19 protein-coding genes, 1 other RNA gene and 1 riboswitch are annotated in these 15,765 nt (G+C 70.4%); of the genes, 11 read left to right on the top strand and 9 right to left on the bottom strand.

Annotated elements, in window-relative coordinates; translation table 11 throughout:
* The first annotated feature begins 24 nt into the window (after window positions 1–24).
* Window positions 25–915: a prolipoprotein diacylglyceryl transferase gene (gene lgt / locus BAMB_RS12680; RefSeq protein WP_011657673.1), complete on the top strand. Its 891-nt coding sequence runs from the start codon at window positions 25–27 to the stop codon at window positions 913–915.
* Window positions 916–1,083: 168 nt separating this feature from the next.
* On the opposite strand, the gene BAMB_RS12675 is transcribed toward lgt, so the two are convergent.
* The 5 genes from BAMB_RS12675 to BAMB_RS12660 all read right to left on the bottom strand — a co-directional run bounded on the left by BAMB_RS12675 (window position 1,084) and on the right by BAMB_RS12660 (window position 3,538).
* Entirely contained in the window at window positions 1,084–1,821 is a 738-nt protein-coding gene (locus tag BAMB_RS12675; RefSeq protein WP_011657672.1) for an SIMPL domain-containing protein, read from the bottom strand.
* A 223-nt stretch (window positions 1,822–2,044) separates the two neighbouring features.
* Window positions 2,045–2,506, bottom strand: a complete 462-nt coding sequence (locus tag BAMB_RS12670) for an EVE domain-containing protein (protein ID WP_006750008.1) — start codon at window positions 2,504–2,506, stop codon at window positions 2,045–2,047.
* A 108-nt stretch (window positions 2,507–2,614) separates the two neighbouring features.
* A non-coding RNA gene (gene ssrS, locus BAMB_RS33140) (6S RNA) lies at window positions 2,615–2,796 on the bottom strand.
* Between the two features lie 80 nt (window positions 2,797–2,876).
* Window positions 2,877–3,191: a cell division protein ZapA gene (locus BAMB_RS12665; RefSeq protein ID WP_006478091.1), complete on the bottom strand. Its 315-nt coding sequence runs from the start codon at window positions 3,189–3,191 to the stop codon at window positions 2,877–2,879.
* Window positions 3,188–3,538: a hypothetical protein gene (locus BAMB_RS12660; RefSeq protein WP_006750007.1), complete on the bottom strand. Its 351-nt coding sequence runs from the start codon at window positions 3,536–3,538 to the stop codon at window positions 3,188–3,190. Before BAMB_RS12660 ends, BAMB_RS12665 begins: the two co-directional genes overlap by 4 nt.
* Before the next feature lie 165 nt (window positions 3,539–3,703).
* Window positions 3,704–3,956, top strand: a riboswitch (cobalamin riboswitch).
* A gap of 7 nt (window positions 3,957–3,963) precedes the next feature.
* On the opposite strand from BAMB_RS12660, the gene BAMB_RS12655 reads away from it, so the two are divergent.
* From BAMB_RS12655 to cobC, 6 genes are all read left to right on the top strand, one after another.
* Window positions 3,964–4,587 carry a hypothetical protein gene (locus tag BAMB_RS12655; protein WP_127456312.1) on the top strand — a complete coding sequence of 208 codons (624 nt, stop codon included), beginning with the start codon at window positions 3,964–3,966 and terminating at the stop codon, window positions 4,585–4,587.
* Window positions 4,588–4,806: 219 nt separating this feature from the next.
* Entirely contained in the window at window positions 4,807–5,805 is a 999-nt protein-coding gene (locus tag BAMB_RS12650; protein ID WP_006761136.1) for a FecCD family ABC transporter permease, read from the top strand.
* Window positions 5,802–6,614 (top strand): ABC transporter ATP-binding protein, encoded by an 813-nt coding sequence (locus tag BAMB_RS12645; RefSeq protein ID WP_011657670.1) that lies wholly within the window; start codon window positions 5,802–5,804, stop codon window positions 6,612–6,614. Before BAMB_RS12650 ends, BAMB_RS12645 begins: the two co-directional genes overlap by 4 nt.
* Window positions 6,615–6,667: 53 nt before the next feature.
* The gene (cobT, locus tag BAMB_RS12640) at window positions 6,668–7,723 is read left to right on the top strand and encodes a nicotinate-nucleotide--dimethylbenzimidazole phosphoribosyltransferase (RefSeq protein WP_041491389.1); all 1,056 of its coding nucleotides are present in this window, start codon (window positions 6,668–6,670) and stop codon (window positions 7,721–7,723) included.
* Window positions 7,713–8,492, top strand: a complete 780-nt coding sequence (locus BAMB_RS12635) for an adenosylcobinamide-GDP ribazoletransferase (protein ID WP_011657668.1) — start codon at window positions 7,713–7,715, stop codon at window positions 8,490–8,492. The genes cobT and BAMB_RS12635 overlap by 11 nt, the downstream gene beginning before the upstream one ends.
* Window positions 8,477–9,061 carry an alpha-ribazole phosphatase gene (gene cobC, locus BAMB_RS12630; RefSeq protein WP_011657667.1) on the top strand — a complete coding sequence of 195 codons (585 nt, stop codon included), beginning with the start codon at window positions 8,477–8,479 and terminating at the stop codon, window positions 9,059–9,061. Before BAMB_RS12635 ends, cobC begins: the two co-directional genes overlap by 16 nt.
* A 54-nt stretch (window positions 9,062–9,115) precedes the next feature.
* Here cobC and BAMB_RS12625 read toward each other — a convergent pair whose 3' ends face one another.
* From BAMB_RS12625 to cobU, 4 genes are read right to left on the bottom strand one after another with little or no spacing between them, the layout of a single operon-like run.
* Window positions 9,116–10,048 (bottom strand): cobalamin-binding protein, encoded by a 933-nt coding sequence (locus tag BAMB_RS12625; protein ID WP_011657666.1) that lies wholly within the window; start codon window positions 10,046–10,048, stop codon window positions 9,116–9,118.
* Entirely contained in the window at window positions 10,045–11,064 is a 1,020-nt protein-coding gene (gene cobD, locus BAMB_RS12620; protein ID WP_011657665.1) for a threonine-phosphate decarboxylase CobD, read from the bottom strand. The genes BAMB_RS12625 and cobD overlap by 4 nt, the downstream gene beginning before the upstream one ends.
* Entirely contained in the window at window positions 11,057–12,001 is a 945-nt protein-coding gene (gene cbiB, locus BAMB_RS12615) for an adenosylcobinamide-phosphate synthase CbiB (RefSeq protein WP_041491246.1), read from the bottom strand. The genes cobD and cbiB overlap by 8 nt, the downstream gene beginning before the upstream one ends.
* Window positions 11,995–12,555 carry a bifunctional adenosylcobinamide kinase/adenosylcobinamide-phosphate guanylyltransferase gene (gene cobU, locus BAMB_RS12610; RefSeq protein ID WP_011657663.1) on the bottom strand — a complete coding sequence of 187 codons (561 nt, stop codon included), beginning with the start codon at window positions 12,553–12,555 and terminating at the stop codon, window positions 11,995–11,997. The genes cbiB and cobU overlap by 7 nt, the downstream gene beginning before the upstream one ends.
* A 75-nt stretch (window positions 12,556–12,630) precedes the next feature.
* On the opposite strand from cobU, the gene BAMB_RS12605 reads away from it, so the two are divergent.
* From BAMB_RS12605 to BAMB_RS12595, 4 genes are all read left to right on the top strand, one after another.
* Window positions 12,631–14,133 (top strand): cobyric acid synthase, encoded by a 1,503-nt coding sequence (locus BAMB_RS12605; RefSeq protein ID WP_011657662.1) that lies wholly within the window; start codon window positions 12,631–12,633, stop codon window positions 14,131–14,133.
* Window positions 14,134–14,220: 87 nt separating this feature from the next.
* Window positions 14,221–14,361 carry a hypothetical protein gene (locus BAMB_RS35325; RefSeq protein WP_166488180.1) on the top strand — a complete coding sequence of 47 codons (141 nt, stop codon included), beginning with the start codon at window positions 14,221–14,223 and terminating at the stop codon, window positions 14,359–14,361.
* 163 nt (window positions 14,362–14,524) lie between these two features.
* On the top strand, window positions 14,525–14,938 hold the full coding sequence (locus tag BAMB_RS12600; protein WP_011657660.1) for a DoxX family protein: 414 nt from the start codon (window positions 14,525–14,527) through the stop codon (window positions 14,936–14,938).
* Between the two features lie 125 nt (window positions 14,939–15,063).
* Window positions 15,064–15,723 (top strand): ParA family protein, encoded by a 660-nt coding sequence (locus BAMB_RS12595; protein WP_011657659.1) that lies wholly within the window; start codon window positions 15,064–15,066, stop codon window positions 15,721–15,723.
* Window positions 15,724–15,765 lie beyond the last annotated feature (42 nt).

Raw genomic sequence — 15,765 nt, 5'->3', positions numbered from 1 at the left:
ATTCGAAAACTTCATCGCTAATCCATGATCATTCACCCGAATTTCGACCCCGTAGCGATCCATCTCGGGCCGCTGGCCGTGCGCTGGTACGGCCTCATGTATCTCGTCGGCTTCATCGCGGCGATCGTCGTCGGCCGGATCCGCCTGAAGCTGCCGCATGTCGCGGCGCAGGGCTGGACCGCGAAGGACATCGACGACATGATGTTCTACGGCGTGCTCGGCACCGTGCTCGGCGGCCGGCTCGGCTACGTGCTGTTCTACAAGGCCGACTTCTACTTCTCGCATCCGCTCGACGTGTTCAAGGTGTGGGAGGGCGGGATGTCGTTCCACGGCGGCTTCCTCGGCGTGACGCTCGCGATGGTGCTGTTCGCATGGCAGCGCAAGCGCCACTGGCTGCAGGTCACCGATTTCGTCGCGCCGATGGTGCCGGCGGGGCTTGCGGCCGGGCGGCTCGGCAACTTCATCAACGGCGAGCTGTGGGGCCGCGTGACCGATCCGAATGCGCCGTGGGCGATGCTGTTCCCGGGCGCGATGCGCGACGACGCGGCGTGGCTGTCGAAGCATCCGGCGCTCGTCGAGAAGTGGCATCTCGCCGACGTGTTCATGCAGTACCAGATGCTGCCGCGCCATCCTTCGCAGCTCTATGAAATCGCGCTCGAAGGCATCGCGCTGTTCTTCGTGCTGTTCTTCTTCTCGCGCAAGCCGCGGCCGTTGGGTGCGGTGTCCGCGCTGTTCCTGATCGGCTATGGCCTCGCGCGCTTCACGGTCGAATTCGCGCGCGAACCGGACGACTTCCTCGGCCTGCTCGCGCTCGGCCTGTCGATGGGGCAGTGGCTGTCGCTGCCGATGATCCTCGCGGGCATCGCGCTGCTGGTGTGGGGCTACCGTCGACGTCCGGTGAATGCGGCTGCGTGATGGGGTTGCGTGATGTGATTGCGTCGTGCGCGTGCGGTGTGACGCATGACGCTTGATGCGATGCCGATGCAGACGATCGGCATGCGCATCGATCGCAGGAGCGCGAACGAAAAAACGCCGGCCCTCGGGCCGGCGTTTTTGCATCTGCGGAGTGCGGCGCGATGTGCGTTACTTCATCTGCACCGAGCCGTTGACCGTGACCGACACGGTCGCCTTGCCGCCTTCGACCGCGATCGGTGCGCTCATCTTCGCGTCCATCGGCGCCGCGGCCATCGCCATCATGCGCGGATACGGCTGCACGTTGCGCCCGCCGCCGACGTTCACGTCGCGGATCGAGTAGCTGCCGTAGCCGAACGCCTTCGCGGCTTCGTCCGCGCGTGCGCGGAACGACTTGATCGCTTCGGTCGTGAGCTTCTGCTCGGCCGCGCGCTGCGCTTCGGGCGACAGCGAGAACTCGACGTTCGCGATCTGCATCTGGTTCGACAACTGGCCCGCGAGCTTCGACGCCGCCGCGAAATCGCGCGATTCGAGCACGACTTCGGTACGGCCGCGCCATGCGGAAATCTTGCCGTCGCGATCGGTGCTCGGATACACGGAGAACGCACCGGTGTGCGCGGTGACGCCCGACACGCCCTTCGCCTGCGCGAGCGCGGCATCGGCGCGCTGGTTCAGCGCGGACGTGAGGCTGCCCGGGTCCTTCGCCTGCTGTTCGTAGAACAGCGTGATGTGGATGATGTCCTGCGGCACGTCGGCGCTGGCCTGCGACGACAGCGACAGCACGCCCGCCGGCTCGGGGAAGTGCGGGTTCGCGGCCTGCGCATGCGCGGCCGGCGACGCGAGCGTCAGCGCGACGGGCACGGCGGCGGCGAGGGCGAGCGACAGCGCGAGTGCGGTTTTCTTGGTCATTGTTGGACTCCTTGTGCGAGGGCGCGCACGCGGATCACGCGTGCGCGACGCGGGCGTGCCGCGCGACGAAAATACGGCCGTCGGCCAGATCGGGCGACAGCGGTTGCTTAGGCCGCGCGAACGCGCCGCGAGTTCCGTGGCGGTGGCGCGTGTTGACGGGATTTGACGTTTGGCTTGCGTGCGCCTGCTGCGCGGGCCTACTGCGTGCGCCTGCTGCGCGTGCCTACTTCATCAGCTTTTCGGTGATGAAGCGCCATTCGGCGCGCGTGACCGGCGTGATCGACAGCCGGTTGCCGCGTGCGAGCACGCGCATGTCGGCGAGTTCGTCGTGTTCGCGCAGCGCGGCGAGCGGCACGAGCGGCGACTTTTTCACGAAGCGCACGTCGACGAGCAGCCAGCGCGGTGCTTCCTGCGTCGACTTCGGATCGTAATACGGGCTTTTCGGATCGAACTGGGTGGGATCGGGGTAGGGCGTCGACGACACTTCGGCAAGGCCCGCGATGCCCGGCTCGGGGCAGCTCGAGTGATAGAACAGTACGCCGTCGCCGATCTTCATCGTGTCGCGCATGAAATTGCGCGCCTGATAGTTGCGCACGCCGGTCCATGGCAGCGAGTGCTGCGGCGCGTGGGCGAGATCGTCGATGCTTGCTTCGTCCGGTTCGGACTTCATCAGCCAGTATTGCACGGATCGTGATCGATGCAGAAAGGGCGTGACGGTCTGGCTGCATACGCGTTCGGCATGCAGACAGACCTTAAAAAGGAAACGGCATCGGGATGGCCCGATGCCGTTGAATAGGTCCCCACCTTGGCCGCTAGGCCGGCATCCTGAACCTGAGGTTCAGAATTGGTCGCAGTTAGCAGCACTTCGGGTACATCAGACAGAGTGACGCGCGCGCCCGTGCTACAAATTTCCGCAACCGTGCACATGGCATTGGTTCAAGGAATATATGACCTTGGCGAACCAGGCAGGGAAGCTGATTGAACTGTGTTTCGTTGCGCCAATTTGACCACCGTTGATCGCCGAGATCAAGGGGAATCGACACATCGATCAAACGTTACTGCGTCTCGTGCTGTGCGAGCACCGCGCCGAGCTGTTCGTTCATCTGGTGCATTGTACGACGGATTTCTTCCGCCGGAAATGCTTCACCGTGCCGCACGCTCGTTTGCAGGCGCAGCAATTCGGATGCGAGCGACAGGGCCGCCATCACCGCGATGCGATCGGTGCCGCGCACCGAGCTGTTCGAGCGGATTTTCGACATTTCGGCATCGACGCGCGCGACGGCCTCGAGCAGCGCGGCTTCGGTCTCGGCCGAGCAGGCGAGCCGATAGGGCTGACCGAGAATCGAGACTTCGATCTGCTTGGTGCTCATGCATGTTCTCCGTGGCTGGCCGCGTCGTCGCTATCCGGGCGCGCCTGCGCATCCAGCAGATCGAGCTGGTTGTCGGCCTGCTCGGCGCTCTTCGTGCGCGGCAGCTTTTCGAGAATCGCGTTCAGTTTGACCTGAGCGTCGTCGATCTTTGCCGACAGCGTGTCGCGCTCCGCCGCGAGTGCATTGCGTTCGTCGCGCAGCTGCGCGAGTTCCGCGCGGACGGTGTCCGCTTCCGCGCGCATTTGCGCGACCTGCTCCTCGAGCGCGAGCCGTTCCGAGTGATAGCGCTTGTTCAGCGAGATCAGACGGCCAATATTTTGAGATAAAGTTTCGAGTTCGTTGAGCATCTGCTGCGTCCTCTAAAGACCCAGCATTTTAGCGCGGAATAACGCGCATTCCGACATCTGTAACGTTTCCAGTCGTAACACCCCCGCTTCTTGCCGCGAATATGCGCGTCCGACGCGCTCCCGGCATGCGTCCGGGCGCTTTCTTGACGCTCGTGCGGCCCGCTCCTAAACTGGCGCCGCCTCGGTGCTCGCGCGTGCGTCGCGCGGTTAAACGGGAAGCAGGGCGCGTGCTCCGCACGGGGATCGCCAACCTGCGCTGCCCCCGCAACGGTAAGCGGCCGCGTCCCATGACGCAGGCCGGCTCGGGCGCGTTTCGCGTGCAGGTCGCACGCGGGCGCGGGCCACTGCGCGTGAAACGCGCGGGAAGGCGAGCCGGTACGCCGCCAGCCCGGATACCGGCCGAGGCGAGGAGCCTGCATGGCTTCATGACGCGCGGCCTGCGGGGAAGCGGGGCGCGCAGTGCTTCACGGGACTTGTCTTCGATGCTGACCCCAATCGTTCGCCCGCTGCCCGGTGCGCGTCGCGGTGTGCCGCTCGCCGCCGTCGCGCGGGCTGCGGCATACGCCGATCCGTCCGGAGCGGCGACGTCGCAGGTCGCGCGTCACGCGGTGCCGCGATCCGTCGCGCGGCGTGCTGACGCGTCGTTGCCGCCGCAAGTCGCCGTTGCCGAGCCGATCGTACTCGACGGTGACGCCAGCGCGACGCCGGTCGACCCGATGGGGCGGCTTCCACTATATTGCGCAGAACGTCGGCCGCGCGAACGTGCGGCTCGCCGGATCGCGGCCGTGTGCGCGGCCATCTGCGCGGTGGTGTCGCGTCGGCTCGACCGACGCGCGACCTGCCGCCACGTCGCGCGACGCGCGCGGCGAAACGCGGATTCGGGGGGCGATCGCCGCACGCGGTATCGCGCGTCGATGGCGGCGAGTCGCGCGTTCGGCTGCGCGTGGCGCCTGAGCCGTGCGCACAATGACTCGGGCGGCACGCGGCGTTGCGACGACGGTGTCGTCAATCCTGCGGCGCGCGATGACGACGCCTCGTGCACCGTATGAGCGCCGCGCGTGCCGCGTCGATCTGGGCCGCGCTCGTGGCCGTGGTCGCGCTGCTGTTCGGGATCACCGGTCGTCCGTGCACGCATCAACAACCTGCTCAACAAGGATGACGAGCTTGCGTATGCCTACAACACGCCGCGGCGCGACGCCCGCGCCGCGCACGGCCGGCAACGGCGACAAGCGACGCCATCGTGCGTCGTGCACGATGTCGTGGCCCGCATGAGCGCCGCGCGTGCCGCGTCGATCTGGGCCGCGCTCGCGGCCGTGGTCGCGCTGCTGTTCGTCGCATCGCTGTCGATCGGCAGCGTGCCGATGTCGCCGTGGCAGGCGCTCGCGTCGCTCGTGCCGCACGGCGGCGACGCGCTGTTCGCCGACATCGTGCGCACGCTGCGACTGCCGCGTGCGCTCGCGGGCTTCGCCTGCGGCGCGCTACTCGCGCTGGCCGGTGCGCTGCTGCAGGTGCTGCTGCGCAATCCGCTCGCGGAGCCGTACGTGCTCGGCGTATCCGGCGGGGCGGCCGGCTTCGCGCTCGTCGCGATGATCGCGGGCGCCGCATGGTGGCTCGTCGATGCGTCCGCGTTCGCCGGCGCGCTCGTGTCGGTCGCGCTCGTGCTCGGGCTGGCTCGCCGCGAGCTGGGGCGCGGTGATTCGCGCGATGCGTCGCCGCGGCTGCTGCTCACGGGTGTGGTGATCGCGGCCGGGTGGGGCGCGCTCGTCACGCTGCTGCTGTCGCTCGCGCCCGATGCACGGCTGCGCGGCATCATCTTCTGGCTGACGGGCGATCTGAACGGCGTGACGGCACCCTGGTTCGCGTGGGGCGCGCTGCTGCTGGCCGCATGCGTCGCGCTGCCGGCCGCGCCGCAACTCAACGTGCTGCTGCGCGGCGACGCGACCGCGCTCGCGCTCGGCGTGCCGGTCGCGCGGTTGCGCATGCGGATCTACCTCGTCGCGTCGCTGGCCGCGGCGGCCGCGGTGACGACGGCCGGCACGATCGGTTTCGTTGGCCTCGTCGTGCCGCACGCGCTGCGGCTCGCATTCGGCAACGACCAGCGCATGCTGCTGCCCGCCGCGATGCTCGCGGGCGGCGGCGGCGTGATGGCGGCCGACCTGCTCGCGCGCACCGCGATCGCACCCGCGCAATTGCCGGTCGGCGTGATGACCGCGTTGATCGGCGTGCCGGTGTTCCTGTGGATGTTGCTGAGGAGACCGATGCGATGACGCACGCCGCACCACACACCGCCGACGACATGAGCTGCGCGGCAGTCGACCTGACGCTGAAGGCCGGCGAGCGCACGCTGCTCGACGGCTTCACGCAGGCGTTCCGGCCCGGCGAGATCTGGTGCGTCGCGGGGCCGAACGGCGCCGGCAAGACGACGCTGCTCGCGACGCTCGCGGGCCTGCGGCAGCCGGCCGGCGGCCACGTCGAGATCGACCGCCTGCCACTCGCTGTGTGGCCGCCCGAACAGCTCGCACGGCGCCGCGCGCTGATGCCGCAGCAACTGCACGACGCGTTCAGCGCGACGGTATTCGACACGGTGCTGCTCAACCGCTTTCCGTATCTCGGCGGCTGGGGCTGGGAGCGCGACGGCGACCGCGCGGCCGCACGCGATGCGCTCGCGACGTTCGGGCTGAGCGCGCTCGCGTCGCGCGACGTGCTGTCGCTGTCGGGCGGCGAGCGCCAGCGCGTCGCGCTGGCCGCGACGCTGTGCCAGGATGCGCCGCTGATGCTGCTCGACGAGCCGCTCGCCCATCTCGACCTGCATCACCAGATCGATGGCCTCACCGCGCTGTGCACATGGCTCGACGCGGGCCCGCGCACGGTGCTGTTCTCGTGTCACGACCTGAATCTCGCGCGGCGTTTCGCGACGCACGCGCTGTTGCTCGACGGCCGCGGCCATGCATGGGCGGGCCCCGTGCACGACGTGCTGACGCCGACGCGAGCGAGCGACGCGTTCGGCTACCCGCTCGTGCTGATCCGCGAGAACGGCCGCGACGCGCTGCTGCCCGCGTGGCCCGAGCGGCGATGAACTCTCTTCTTTCGATGCGCGGCACCGGCCGCGCCAACGAGGCAAACCTTCCGATGACGAATCCGACCGACTTCCCGCCCGCGATCGCGCCGCTCGACGACGCGCTGCGCAAGCGCCTGCAGCATGTGATCGATCACAAGACCAAGCCGCCCGGCAGTCTCGGCCAGCTCGAGGCGATCGCGTTGCAGATCGGCCTGATCCAGCGCACCGAGCGGCCGCACGTGCAGCGTCCCGTGACGATCGTGTTCGCCGGCGACCACGGGATCGCGGCCGAGGGCGTGAGCCCGTATCCGCAGGCGGTCACCGCGCAGATGGTTGCGAACTTCCTGGCCGGCGGCGCGGCGATCAATGCGTTCTCGGGTGTCGCGCAGTGCGTGCTCGAGATCGTCGACGCGGGCGTCGCGTCGCCGCTGCCGGTATCCGACCGGCTCGTGTCGCTGCCGGTTGCGCGCGGCACGCGCAACTTCGCAGCCGAACCGGCGATGACGCGCGACGAGGCGACGACGGCGCTCGCGGCCGGTGCCGCGCGGGTGCGCCTGCACGCGTCGCTCGGCACGAACGTGATCGGCTTCGGCGAAATGGGGATCGCGAACACGTCGTCGGCCGCATGCCTGATGAGCCGTTTGCTCGACGTGCCGATCGACGCGTGCGTGGGGCGCGGCACGGGCCTCGACGACCAGGGGCTCGCGCACAAGCGCGCGGTGCTCGGCCGCGCGCTCGTCCGGCATTCGCACGCGATCGCGCCGCTCGACGTACTCGCGACGTTCGGCGGCTTCGAGATCGCGATGATGACGGGCGCGTATCTCGCGGCCGCGAGCGAGCGAATGACGATCCTCGTCGACGGCTTCATCGCGACGGCCGCGCTGCTCGTCGCCGAGCGCATCGCGCCCGGCGTGCGCGATTACTGCGTGTTCTCGCATGCGTCCCACGAGGCCGGCCACCGGCGCATGCTCGAGCATTTCGGCGCGAAGCCGCTGCTCGCGCTCGACCTGCGGCTCGGCGAAGGCACGGGCGCCGCGCTCGCGCTGCCGCTGGTGCGCGCGGCGGCCGCGTTCCTCACCGAGATGGCGAGCTTCGAATCCGCCGGCGTCGACAATCGTGACGCCTGAGCGCGCGCGCGGCGGCGTACGCGCCGAACTGCGCTACTTCTTCGTCGCGCTCGGCTATTTCACGCGCGTGCCGGTGCCGCGCGCGATCGGCTATGCGGCCGGCGATCTCGACCAGGCCGCGCGTTACTTCCCGCTGGTCGGCGCATGCGTCGGCGCGTGGGGCGCGCTCGTCTATCTCGCGGCGCTGCGCGTGCTGCCCGCGTCGATCGCGGTCGGCCTGTCGATGGCCGCGACGCTGCTCGCGACCGGCGCGTTCCATGAGGATGGCCTCGCCGACAGCTGCGATGCATTCGGCGGCGGCTATACGCGCGAAGACGTGCTGCGGATCATGCACGACTCGCGCATCGGCACGTTCGGCGCGGCCGCGCTCGTGATCACGCTCGGCCTGAAATGGCAGGCGCTCGCGGCCATGCCGCCGCTGCGCGCCGCGTGGACGATGGTCGCCGCGCATGCGGCGAGCCGGGCGGCGGCCGTGAGCCTGCTGATGTCGCTCGACTACGTTCGGCCGGAGGGCAAGGCGAAGCCGGTCGCGCAGCGCATGGGCGTGCGCGCGGCGTGGGTCGCGGCCGCATTCGGGCTGCCGTGGCTGTTGTGGCCGGACTGGCGCGCGGGCGTCGCGGCCTTCGTCGCGCTCATGCTCGTGCGGGCATGGGCGGCCCGCTATTTCGTGAAGCGGATCGGCGGTTATACCGGCGACTGTCTCGGCTTCGCGCAGCAACTGAGTGAACTCGCGATCTATCTGGTGGTGCTCGGATGGATCTCGTCCTGATTCGTCATCCGGCCGTCGATGTCGAGCCGGGCGTGTGCTACGGACGCAGCGACGTGCCGCTCGCCGCCTCGGCCGACGTGGGCGCGCGGGCCGTGCGCGAGCGCCTGGCGGCGCTCGGGGCGCCGTTGCCCGAGCAGCTCTGGACGAGCCCGCTGATACGCTGCGCGTCGGTCGCCGAACGGCTCGCGCAGGCGTTGGGCGTGCCGCTGCGGCGCGACGCGGGCTGGCAGGAAATGGACTTCGGCGTGTGGGAGCTGCAGCGTTGGGACGATATCGACCGCGCCGCGCTCGATGCGTGGGCGGCCGACCTGATGCATGCGTGCGCGCATGGCGGCGAAAGCGTTGCACGATTCGCCGCGCGTGTCGCACGGATCGCGGACGCCGTCGCGCAGACCGACGCGCCGCAATGGGTAGTCACGCATGCAGGCGTGATTCGCGTGCTCGCCGCGCACGCGTTGCGTGTGCCGCTCGATACGCTGCTGTCGCGGCCGGTGCCGACGGCCGGCGTCGTGTGGTTGCGCAGGGATGATGCCGCGCGCACGTGGGAACTCGTCCACTGGGACGCGTAGGCGACGCGCATGCTCGCCTGAAGCGCATACGCGGAAGCGCTTCGAAGCCCGAAATCAGCGCGCCGGCCGCCGCGCCCGCGCCGCGTCGAGATCCTCGCACAGCGCGGCCGCGCCTTGCGCGATCCGCGGTGACGGCCGGGTCAGCAGATCGCCGTCGATCGCGAACAGGTTGTTGCGCGCCACGGCCGTCAGCGCGGGCCATGCACGCCAGCGCGCGAGGCTCGGCAGCGGCGCGTCCGAGCGCGTCGCGCCGGCGCTCGTCGTCACGATCGCTTCCGGATTGGCCGCGAGCACGGCCTCGTCGGTGACGCTCGGCGCGAGCGGCTTCAGCGCCGCGAACACGTTGCGGCCGCCGCATAGCGCAATGACTTCGTTGAACAGGTGCGCGCCGTTGAGCGTCGTCAGCGGCCGGTCCCATACCTGGAAGAACATCGTGACGGGCGCGCGCGCCGCGTAGCGTGCGCGCAGCGCCGCGATGTCGCGCGAGAACGATGCCGCGGCCGCGTCGGCGACGGGTGCCGTGCCGAGCAGCGTACCGAGCTGGCGCAGGGACGTCGCCACGTCGTGGAGATGTTTCGGTTCGCTGAAGAACAGCGGGATGTGCAGCGCCCGCAGCGCATCGGTCTGCCGTTCGGCGTTGCCGTGCCGCCAGACGACGATCAGGTCCGGCTTCAGCGCGGCGATCCGCTCGAGGTCGAGGGCCTTGTTGTCGCCGACGCGCGGCACGGCCTGCGCGGCGGGCGGGTAGTCGCTGTACGTGACCGTGCCGACCAGCTTCGCGCCGCCGCCGGCCGCGTAGACCAGCTCGGTCGCATGCGGCGCGAGACTGATCACGCGCTGGGCCGGGGCGGGCAGCGTGACGGTATTGCCGGCATCGTCGCGGGCCGTGACGTCGGCGTGAGCGACGGGCGCGTGCGCGAGCGCGAGCGCGACCAGCATCGCGAGCGGCGGCAGCGGTCGCAACAGGCGCGACAAGCGAGCGTTCATGCGGATACCTGTTGCAGCATCGGGACGCACTCCGCGAGCGCACCGGCGAGCCGCCGCCATTCGGCTTCGCAGCCCGGCAGGCCGACGCGCACGCTCGACGGTTGCGCGAAGTACCGCGTCCAGATTCCGCGCGCGGCGAGCGCCGCATGCAACGGGCTGGCGCGCGGGTCGTCGGTCCAGCTGAAGAGCGGTGTCGCGTGCACCGCGAAGCCGTGCATGCGCAACAGCGTGGCGAGTCGTTCGCCGTCGGTCGCGAGCCGTTCGCGCGCGGCCGCCTGCCATGCGCGATCGGCGAACGCGGCGGTCACTGCATGACGCGCAGGGCCGCTGACGGTCCATGCGCCGAGCACGTCGCGCAGCGCGGCGATCAGGTCGGGATGCGCGAGCACGAAGCCCGCGCGAATGCCGGCGAGCCCGAAGAACTTGCCGACCGAGCGCAGCACGACGAGACCCTGGCGATCGGTGTACTGCGCGAGCGAGGGCGTAGCGCCCGTATCCGCGAAGGCCTCGTCGACGATCAGCGTGCCGCCGCGTGCCGACAGCTGCGCATGCCAGCCGAGCAGCCGCTCGACCGGCACGCATTCGGCGGTCGGATTATTCGGATTCCCGACGATGACGTGACGCACCGTTGCAGGCAACACGTTCGCGTCGATGTCGAGCGGCACGACGCGATGGCCGTGGCGGGCGAAGGCCGGCGCGTATTCGCCATACGCGAGCGCCGCGACGCCGGCGTCGCCGATTGGCAGCAGCGCGGGCAACGCGCGGATCGCGGCCTGGCTGCCGGCGACCGGCAGCACGTGCGCGGCATCGGGTGCGTGATAGTAGCCGGCCGCGCACGCGGCGAGCGCATCGCCGTCGTCGGGCAGCCGGCGCCAGGCGTCGGCCGGGACCGGCGGCACCGGATACCCGATCGGATTGATGCCGGTCGACAGGTCGAGCCAGTCGTCGTGCGGAATGCCGTGGCGGCGCGCGGCTTCGTGCAGGTTGCCGCCGTGCGGGATGCGTGCGTCAGACATGATGGGTAGCGAGGATGAGTGCGCCGCTCGCGACGAGCAGCGCGAGCCACAGCGCGAGCGTGCGCGTGACGAGCGACAGCGCGGCGACCACGTGCACGGCCGTCGCGCTCGCGCCGGTGCCGAGCGCGGGACGGTCTTCGATTTGGCCGTGATAGACGGCCGGGCCGCCGAGCTGCACGTTCAGGCTGCCGGCGCCCGCGGCCATCACGGGGCCCGCGTTCGGGCTGTCCCAGTGGCGTGCCTGCGTGCGCCAGCAGCGCCACGCGGCGGCCGTGTCGCCGAGCAGCGCGTAGCTCGCGGCGGTGAGGCGCGCGGGAATCCAGTTGAGCGCGTCGTCGAGGCGCGCGGCAGCCCAGCCGAAGGTCAGGAAGCGCGGCGTGCGGTAGCCCCACATCGCGTCGAGCGTGTTCGCGAGCCGGAACAGCAGCGCGCCGGGGCCGCCGGCGACCACGAACCAGAACAGCGCGCCGAAGATCGCGTCGTTGCCGTTCTCGAGCGCCGATTCGACGGCCGCGCGCGACAGCGCGCCTTCGTCGGCTTCGCTGGTGTCGCGCGACACGATGCGCGCGGTCAGCGCGCGTGCGGCGTCGAGATCGTGCCGCAGCAGCGCGGCGGCGATCGGGGCGACGTGATCGGCGAGGCTCTTCGCGCCGAGCGCGAACCACAGCAGCGCGACGTGCAGCGCGGCCGCGAGCGGCCAGGGCAGCACGGCCGCGAGCCACGCGGCGATGGCAACCGGCGGCACCACCGCCGCGACCCATGCGGCGACGCCGACCACGCGGCCGCGCCGGCCCGTGTTCAGCGCGGCTTCGATGCGGCCGGCGAGCCGGCCGAACGCGACGAGCGGATGCCAGCCGGCCGGTTCGCCGACGATGCGATCGACGATCGCGGCCGCGACCGCGAGCATCGCGACGACGGGCAGCGACAGCATCAGCATGACGGCGCTCCGGCCTTGAGCTCGAGCGGCAGCCCGGCCACCAGCAGCGTCACGCGGGTCGCGAGTGCGGCGATGCGCTGGTTCAGGCGCCCGAGCTCGTCGACGTAGCGGCGCGTGACCGACCCGAGCGGCACGACGCCGAGCCCGATTTCATTGCTGACGACGATCACCTTCGCGCGCGCGTGGCGCAACGCGTGTTCGAGCCGCTCCACCTGCGCCGCGTACTGCGCGTCGTCGAGCGGTTCGCCGTCGAGCGGGCACAGCAGGTTCGTGAGCCACAGCGTGAGGCAGTCGACGAGCAGGCACGCGCGCGGATCGTCGAGCCGCGCGAGCGTGCCGGCGAGGTCGACGGGCGCGTCGGCGAAGCCCCAGGCGGCCGGCCGGCGCGCGCGGTGATGCGCGATGCGTTGCTCGAACTCGGCATCGGCGGCGCTCGCGGTTGCGGTCGCGATATAGGTGACGGAGCGGCCGCTGTCGGCGGCGAGACGCTCGGCGTGCGCGCTCTTGCCCGAACGCGCGCCGCCGAGGACGAAGGTGAGGTCGTGCGGAATCATCGCGTGATTGTAACGGCGCGCGCGCGGCGGCGCGGGCGATAATGCGGCCTTTGCTTCGCCACCACCTTGCACACGATGAACGCACCCGAAGCGCCGCCGCGCGGCACGTTGATGATCCAGGGCACGACGTCCGACGCGGGCAAGAGCACGCTCGTCGCGGGCCTGTGCCGCCTCGCGCGCCGCGCGGGCGCGCGCGTCGCGCCGTTCAAGCCGCAGAACATGGCGCTGAACAGCGCGGTGACGGCCGACGGCGGCGAGATCGGCCGCGCGCAGGCGCTGCAGGCGCTCGCTGCGGGCGTGGCGCCCCATACTGATTTCAACCCGGTGCTGCTGAAGCCGACGAGCGATCGCGGCGCGCAGGTGATCATTCACGGCAAGGCGCGCATGAACCTCGATGCGCGTGCGTACCACGACTACAAGCCGGTCGCGTTCGATGCGGTGCTCGAATCGTACGCGCGGCTGCGCGCCGGCTACGACACGGTGCTCGTCGAAGGGGCGGGCAGCCCGGCCGAGATCAACCTGCGCGAAGGCGACATCGCGAACATGGGCTTCGCCGAACGCGTGGACTGCCCGGTCGTGCTCGTGGCCGACATCGATCGCGGCGGCGTATTCGCGCACCTGGTCGGCACGCTCGCGTGCCTGTCGGACAGCGAGCGTGCGCGCGTGCGCGGTTTCGTCATCAACCGCTTTCGCGGCGACATCAAGCTGCTCGAACCGGGCCTCGACTGGCTGCGCGCGCAGACGGGCAAGCCGGTGTTCGGCGTGCTGCCGTACCTGCACGGGCTGCTGCTCGACGCCGAGGACATGCTGCCGTCGCAGGCACGCAGCGCCGCCGCGCGCGGCGACGCCGGCGTGCTGCGGGTGGTGGTGCCCGCGCTGCCGCGGATCAGCAACCACACCGATTTCGATCCGCTGCGCGCGCATCCGCAGGTCGAGTTCACGTACTGGAAGAGCGGCCCGGTGCCGGACGCCGACCTGCTGATCCTGCCCGGCTCGAAGAGCGTGCAGCGCGATCTCGCGTGGCTGCGCGACGCGGGCTGGGACGCGGTGATCCGCCGGCACCTGCGCTATGGCGGCAAGGTGATCGGCATCTGCGGCGGGATGCAGATGCTCGGCCGCACGCTCGACGATCCGCTCGGCCTCGAGGGTGCGCCGGCCAGCGTGCCGGGGCTCGGGCTGCTCGACTTCGACACGACGCTGCAGCCGGACAAGACGCTGAAGAACGTGACCGGGCATCTCGCGCTGCCCGGCGCGGCCGCCGTGCACGGCTACGAGATCCACATGGGCGACACGCGCGGGCCGGCGCTCGCGGCGCCCGCGCTGACGCTGGCGGCGGGCGACGCATCGGGTGGCGTGCGCCCGGACGGCGCGGTGTCGGCGGACGGGCAGATCCTCGCGACCTACGTGCACGGGCTGTTCGACGCGCCTGACGCGTGCGCGGTACTGCTCGCGTGGGCGGGGCTCGACGGCGCGGAACGCATCGACTACCCGGCGCTGCGCGAAGCGTCGCTGGAGCGGCTGGCCGATTCGTTCGCCGAGCATCTCGACCTGCGCGCGCTGTACGCCGAATTCCGCTGACGCACGGCGCGGCGCCGTCGGCCTGGCATTTTGCGCAGGATCGCGTACAACTCAGGTGGGCGGAGGTCCGCCCGAAGGAGCGCGACGATGAAGGCTCGATGGTGGTTGAGCGTGCTGCTCGCGGCGCTGCTGGGCGCGTCGGCGCTTGCGCACGCGTGCGACTCGTACACACCGGGCGGCGGTTCGACCGGCTCGGGCGACGCCGCACAAGGCAAGAGCGGCGGCTGACAGGCGTATCGGAGACAGGACGTCAGGGCATGATCGGTCATGCCCTTTTTTATGGCCTGATTCGTTCTCATTGGGAATCAATTAAAGCGTTGGTGCGTGTTTATCGGCCGAATCGATTCGAATAGAGTGCATCCGTTCTCAGCCACTCACGAAGGAATTCGCCATGAACCCCAATCGCCTGAACGATCTCGGCGCGACGCTGCTGCGTGTCGCACTCGGCGTGCTGTACCTCGCGCACGTCGCGCAGAAGGTGTTCGTCTTCACGCTGCCCGGCACCGCGCAGTTCTTCGCGTCGATCGGCCTGCCGGGCTGGCTCGCCTACGTGACGACGTTCGTCGAACTGGCCGGCGGCCTCGCGCTGCTGGCGGGCTTCCGCGTGCGCGTCGTCGCGCTCGTGCTGCTGCCGTTCATGCTCGGCGCGGTGTCCGCGCATCTGCCGAACGGCTGGAGCTTTGGGTCGCCGCACGGCGGCTGGGAATACCCGGCGTTCTGGGCCGTCACGCTGGCCGTGCAGGCGCTGCTGGGCGGCGGCGCGTTCGCGCTCGGCGCACCGCGCACCGCGACGCGGACCGCATAAACGGGGCGGGCATCGGCGCGACCCGTTCCGGTGATACCCCGTTTGCCGATATCATCGCTCCCTGTATCCGCAATCGAGCGGCGCCTGCGAGGCGGCAGGCGCCGCGCGGCTTTTTGGGGGAATTCATGACGGTCATCGTGGTGGCGAATCCGAAGGGCGGCGTGGGGAAGAGCACGCTGTCCACCAATCTTGCCGGCTATTTCGCGGCGCAGGGCGCATGGGTCGCGCTCGCCGATCTCGATCGGCAGCAGTCCGCGCATGCGTGGCTCGACCTGCGGCCGGCCGGCCTGCCGGCGATCGAGGCGTGGGAACTCGATCCGGACGCGCCGTCGAAGCCGCCGCGCGGCCTCGAATATGCGGTGATCGACACGCCGGCCGGCCTGCACGGCAACCGGCTCAGCGTCGCGCTGCAGCTCGCCGACAAGGTGATCGTGCCGCTGCAGCCGTCGATGTTCGATATCCTCGCGACCCAGCAGTTTCTGGAGCGCCTCGCCGGCGAGAAGGCCGTGCGCAAGGGCAGCGTCGAGGTCGGGATCGTCGGGATGCGGGTCGACGCGCGCACGCGCTCGTCCGACCAGCTGCATCGTTTCGTCGAGGGGCTCGGGCTGCCGGTGCTCGGCTACGTGCGCGACACGCAGAACTACGTGCAGATCGCCGCGCACGGGCTGACGCTGTGGGACGTCGCGAAGAGCCGCGTCGAGAAGGATCTCGAGCAGTGGCGGCCGATCGTCGAATGGGCCGAGCGCCGCGCGCCGAAAGCGGAGAAGGTCGGCAAGGCGTCCTGACCGGGCCGGGCGAACCCGGGCGAACCGGCGGCGGCGAAGCGG

The sequence above is a fragment of the Burkholderia ambifaria AMMD genome (genome assembly GCF_000203915.1).
Taxonomy (GTDB): Bacteria; Pseudomonadota; Gammaproteobacteria; order Burkholderiales; family Burkholderiaceae; genus Burkholderia; species Burkholderia ambifaria.
Note: the sequence above shows the minus strand (reverse complement) of the source record. Positions and strands in the feature narration are given on the sequence as shown.

What these genes read in the sequence shown, in the direction of transcription:
- BAMB_RS12600 (WP_011657660.1), top strand. Translation starts at nt 14,525, where the DNA reads ATGAACCCCAATCGCCTGAACGATCTCGGCGCGACGCTGCTGCGTGTC.
- BAMB_RS35325 (WP_166488180.1), top strand. Translation starts at nt 14,221, where the DNA reads ATGAAGGCTCGATGGTGGTTGAGCGTGCTGCTCGCGGCGCTGCTGGGC.
- cobC (WP_011657667.1), top strand. Translation starts at nt 8,477, where the DNA reads ATGGATCTCGTCCTGATTCGTCATCCGGCCGTCGATGTCGAGCCGGGC.
- BAMB_RS12650 (WP_006761136.1), top strand. Translation starts at nt 4,807, where the DNA reads ATGAGCGCCGCGCGTGCCGCGTCGATCTGGGCCGCGCTCGCGGCCGTG.
- BAMB_RS12675 (WP_011657672.1), bottom strand. Translation starts at nt 1,821, where the DNA reads ATGACCAAGAAAACCGCACTCGCGCTGTCGCTCGCCCTCGCCGCCGCC.
- BAMB_RS12660 (WP_006750007.1), bottom strand. Translation starts at nt 3,538, where the DNA reads ATGCTCAACGAACTCGAAACTTTATCTCAAAATATTGGCCGTCTGATC.
- BAMB_RS12625 (WP_011657666.1), bottom strand. Translation starts at nt 10,048, where the DNA reads ATGAACGCTCGCTTGTCGCGCCTGTTGCGACCGCTGCCGCCGCTCGCG.
- cobD (WP_011657665.1), bottom strand. Translation starts at nt 11,064, where the DNA reads ATGTCTGACGCACGCATCCCGCACGGCGGCAACCTGCACGAAGCCGCG.
- cobT (WP_041491389.1), top strand. Translation starts at nt 6,668, where the DNA reads ATGACGAATCCGACCGACTTCCCGCCCGCGATCGCGCCGCTCGACGAC.
- BAMB_RS12665 (WP_006478091.1), bottom strand. Translation starts at nt 3,191, where the DNA reads ATGAGCACCAAGCAGATCGAAGTCTCGATTCTCGGTCAGCCCTATCGG.
- cobU (WP_011657663.1), bottom strand. Translation starts at nt 12,555, where the DNA reads ATGATTCCGCACGACCTCACCTTCGTCCTCGGCGGCGCGCGTTCGGGC.
- BAMB_RS12655 (WP_127456312.1), top strand. Translation starts at nt 3,964, where the DNA reads ATGACGCGCGGCCTGCGGGGAAGCGGGGCGCGCAGTGCTTCACGGGAC.
- BAMB_RS12595 (WP_011657659.1), top strand. Translation starts at nt 15,064, where the DNA reads ATGACGGTCATCGTGGTGGCGAATCCGAAGGGCGGCGTGGGGAAGAGC.
- BAMB_RS12605 (WP_011657662.1), top strand. Translation starts at nt 12,631, where the DNA reads ATGAACGCACCCGAAGCGCCGCCGCGCGGCACGTTGATGATCCAGGGC.
- cbiB (WP_041491246.1), bottom strand. Translation starts at nt 12,001, where the DNA reads ATGCTGATGCTGTCGCTGCCCGTCGTCGCGATGCTCGCGGTCGCGGCC.
- lgt (WP_011657673.1), top strand. Translation starts at nt 25, where the DNA reads ATGATCATTCACCCGAATTTCGACCCCGTAGCGATCCATCTCGGGCCG.
- BAMB_RS12645 (WP_011657670.1), top strand. Translation starts at nt 5,802, where the DNA reads ATGACGCACGCCGCACCACACACCGCCGACGACATGAGCTGCGCGGCA.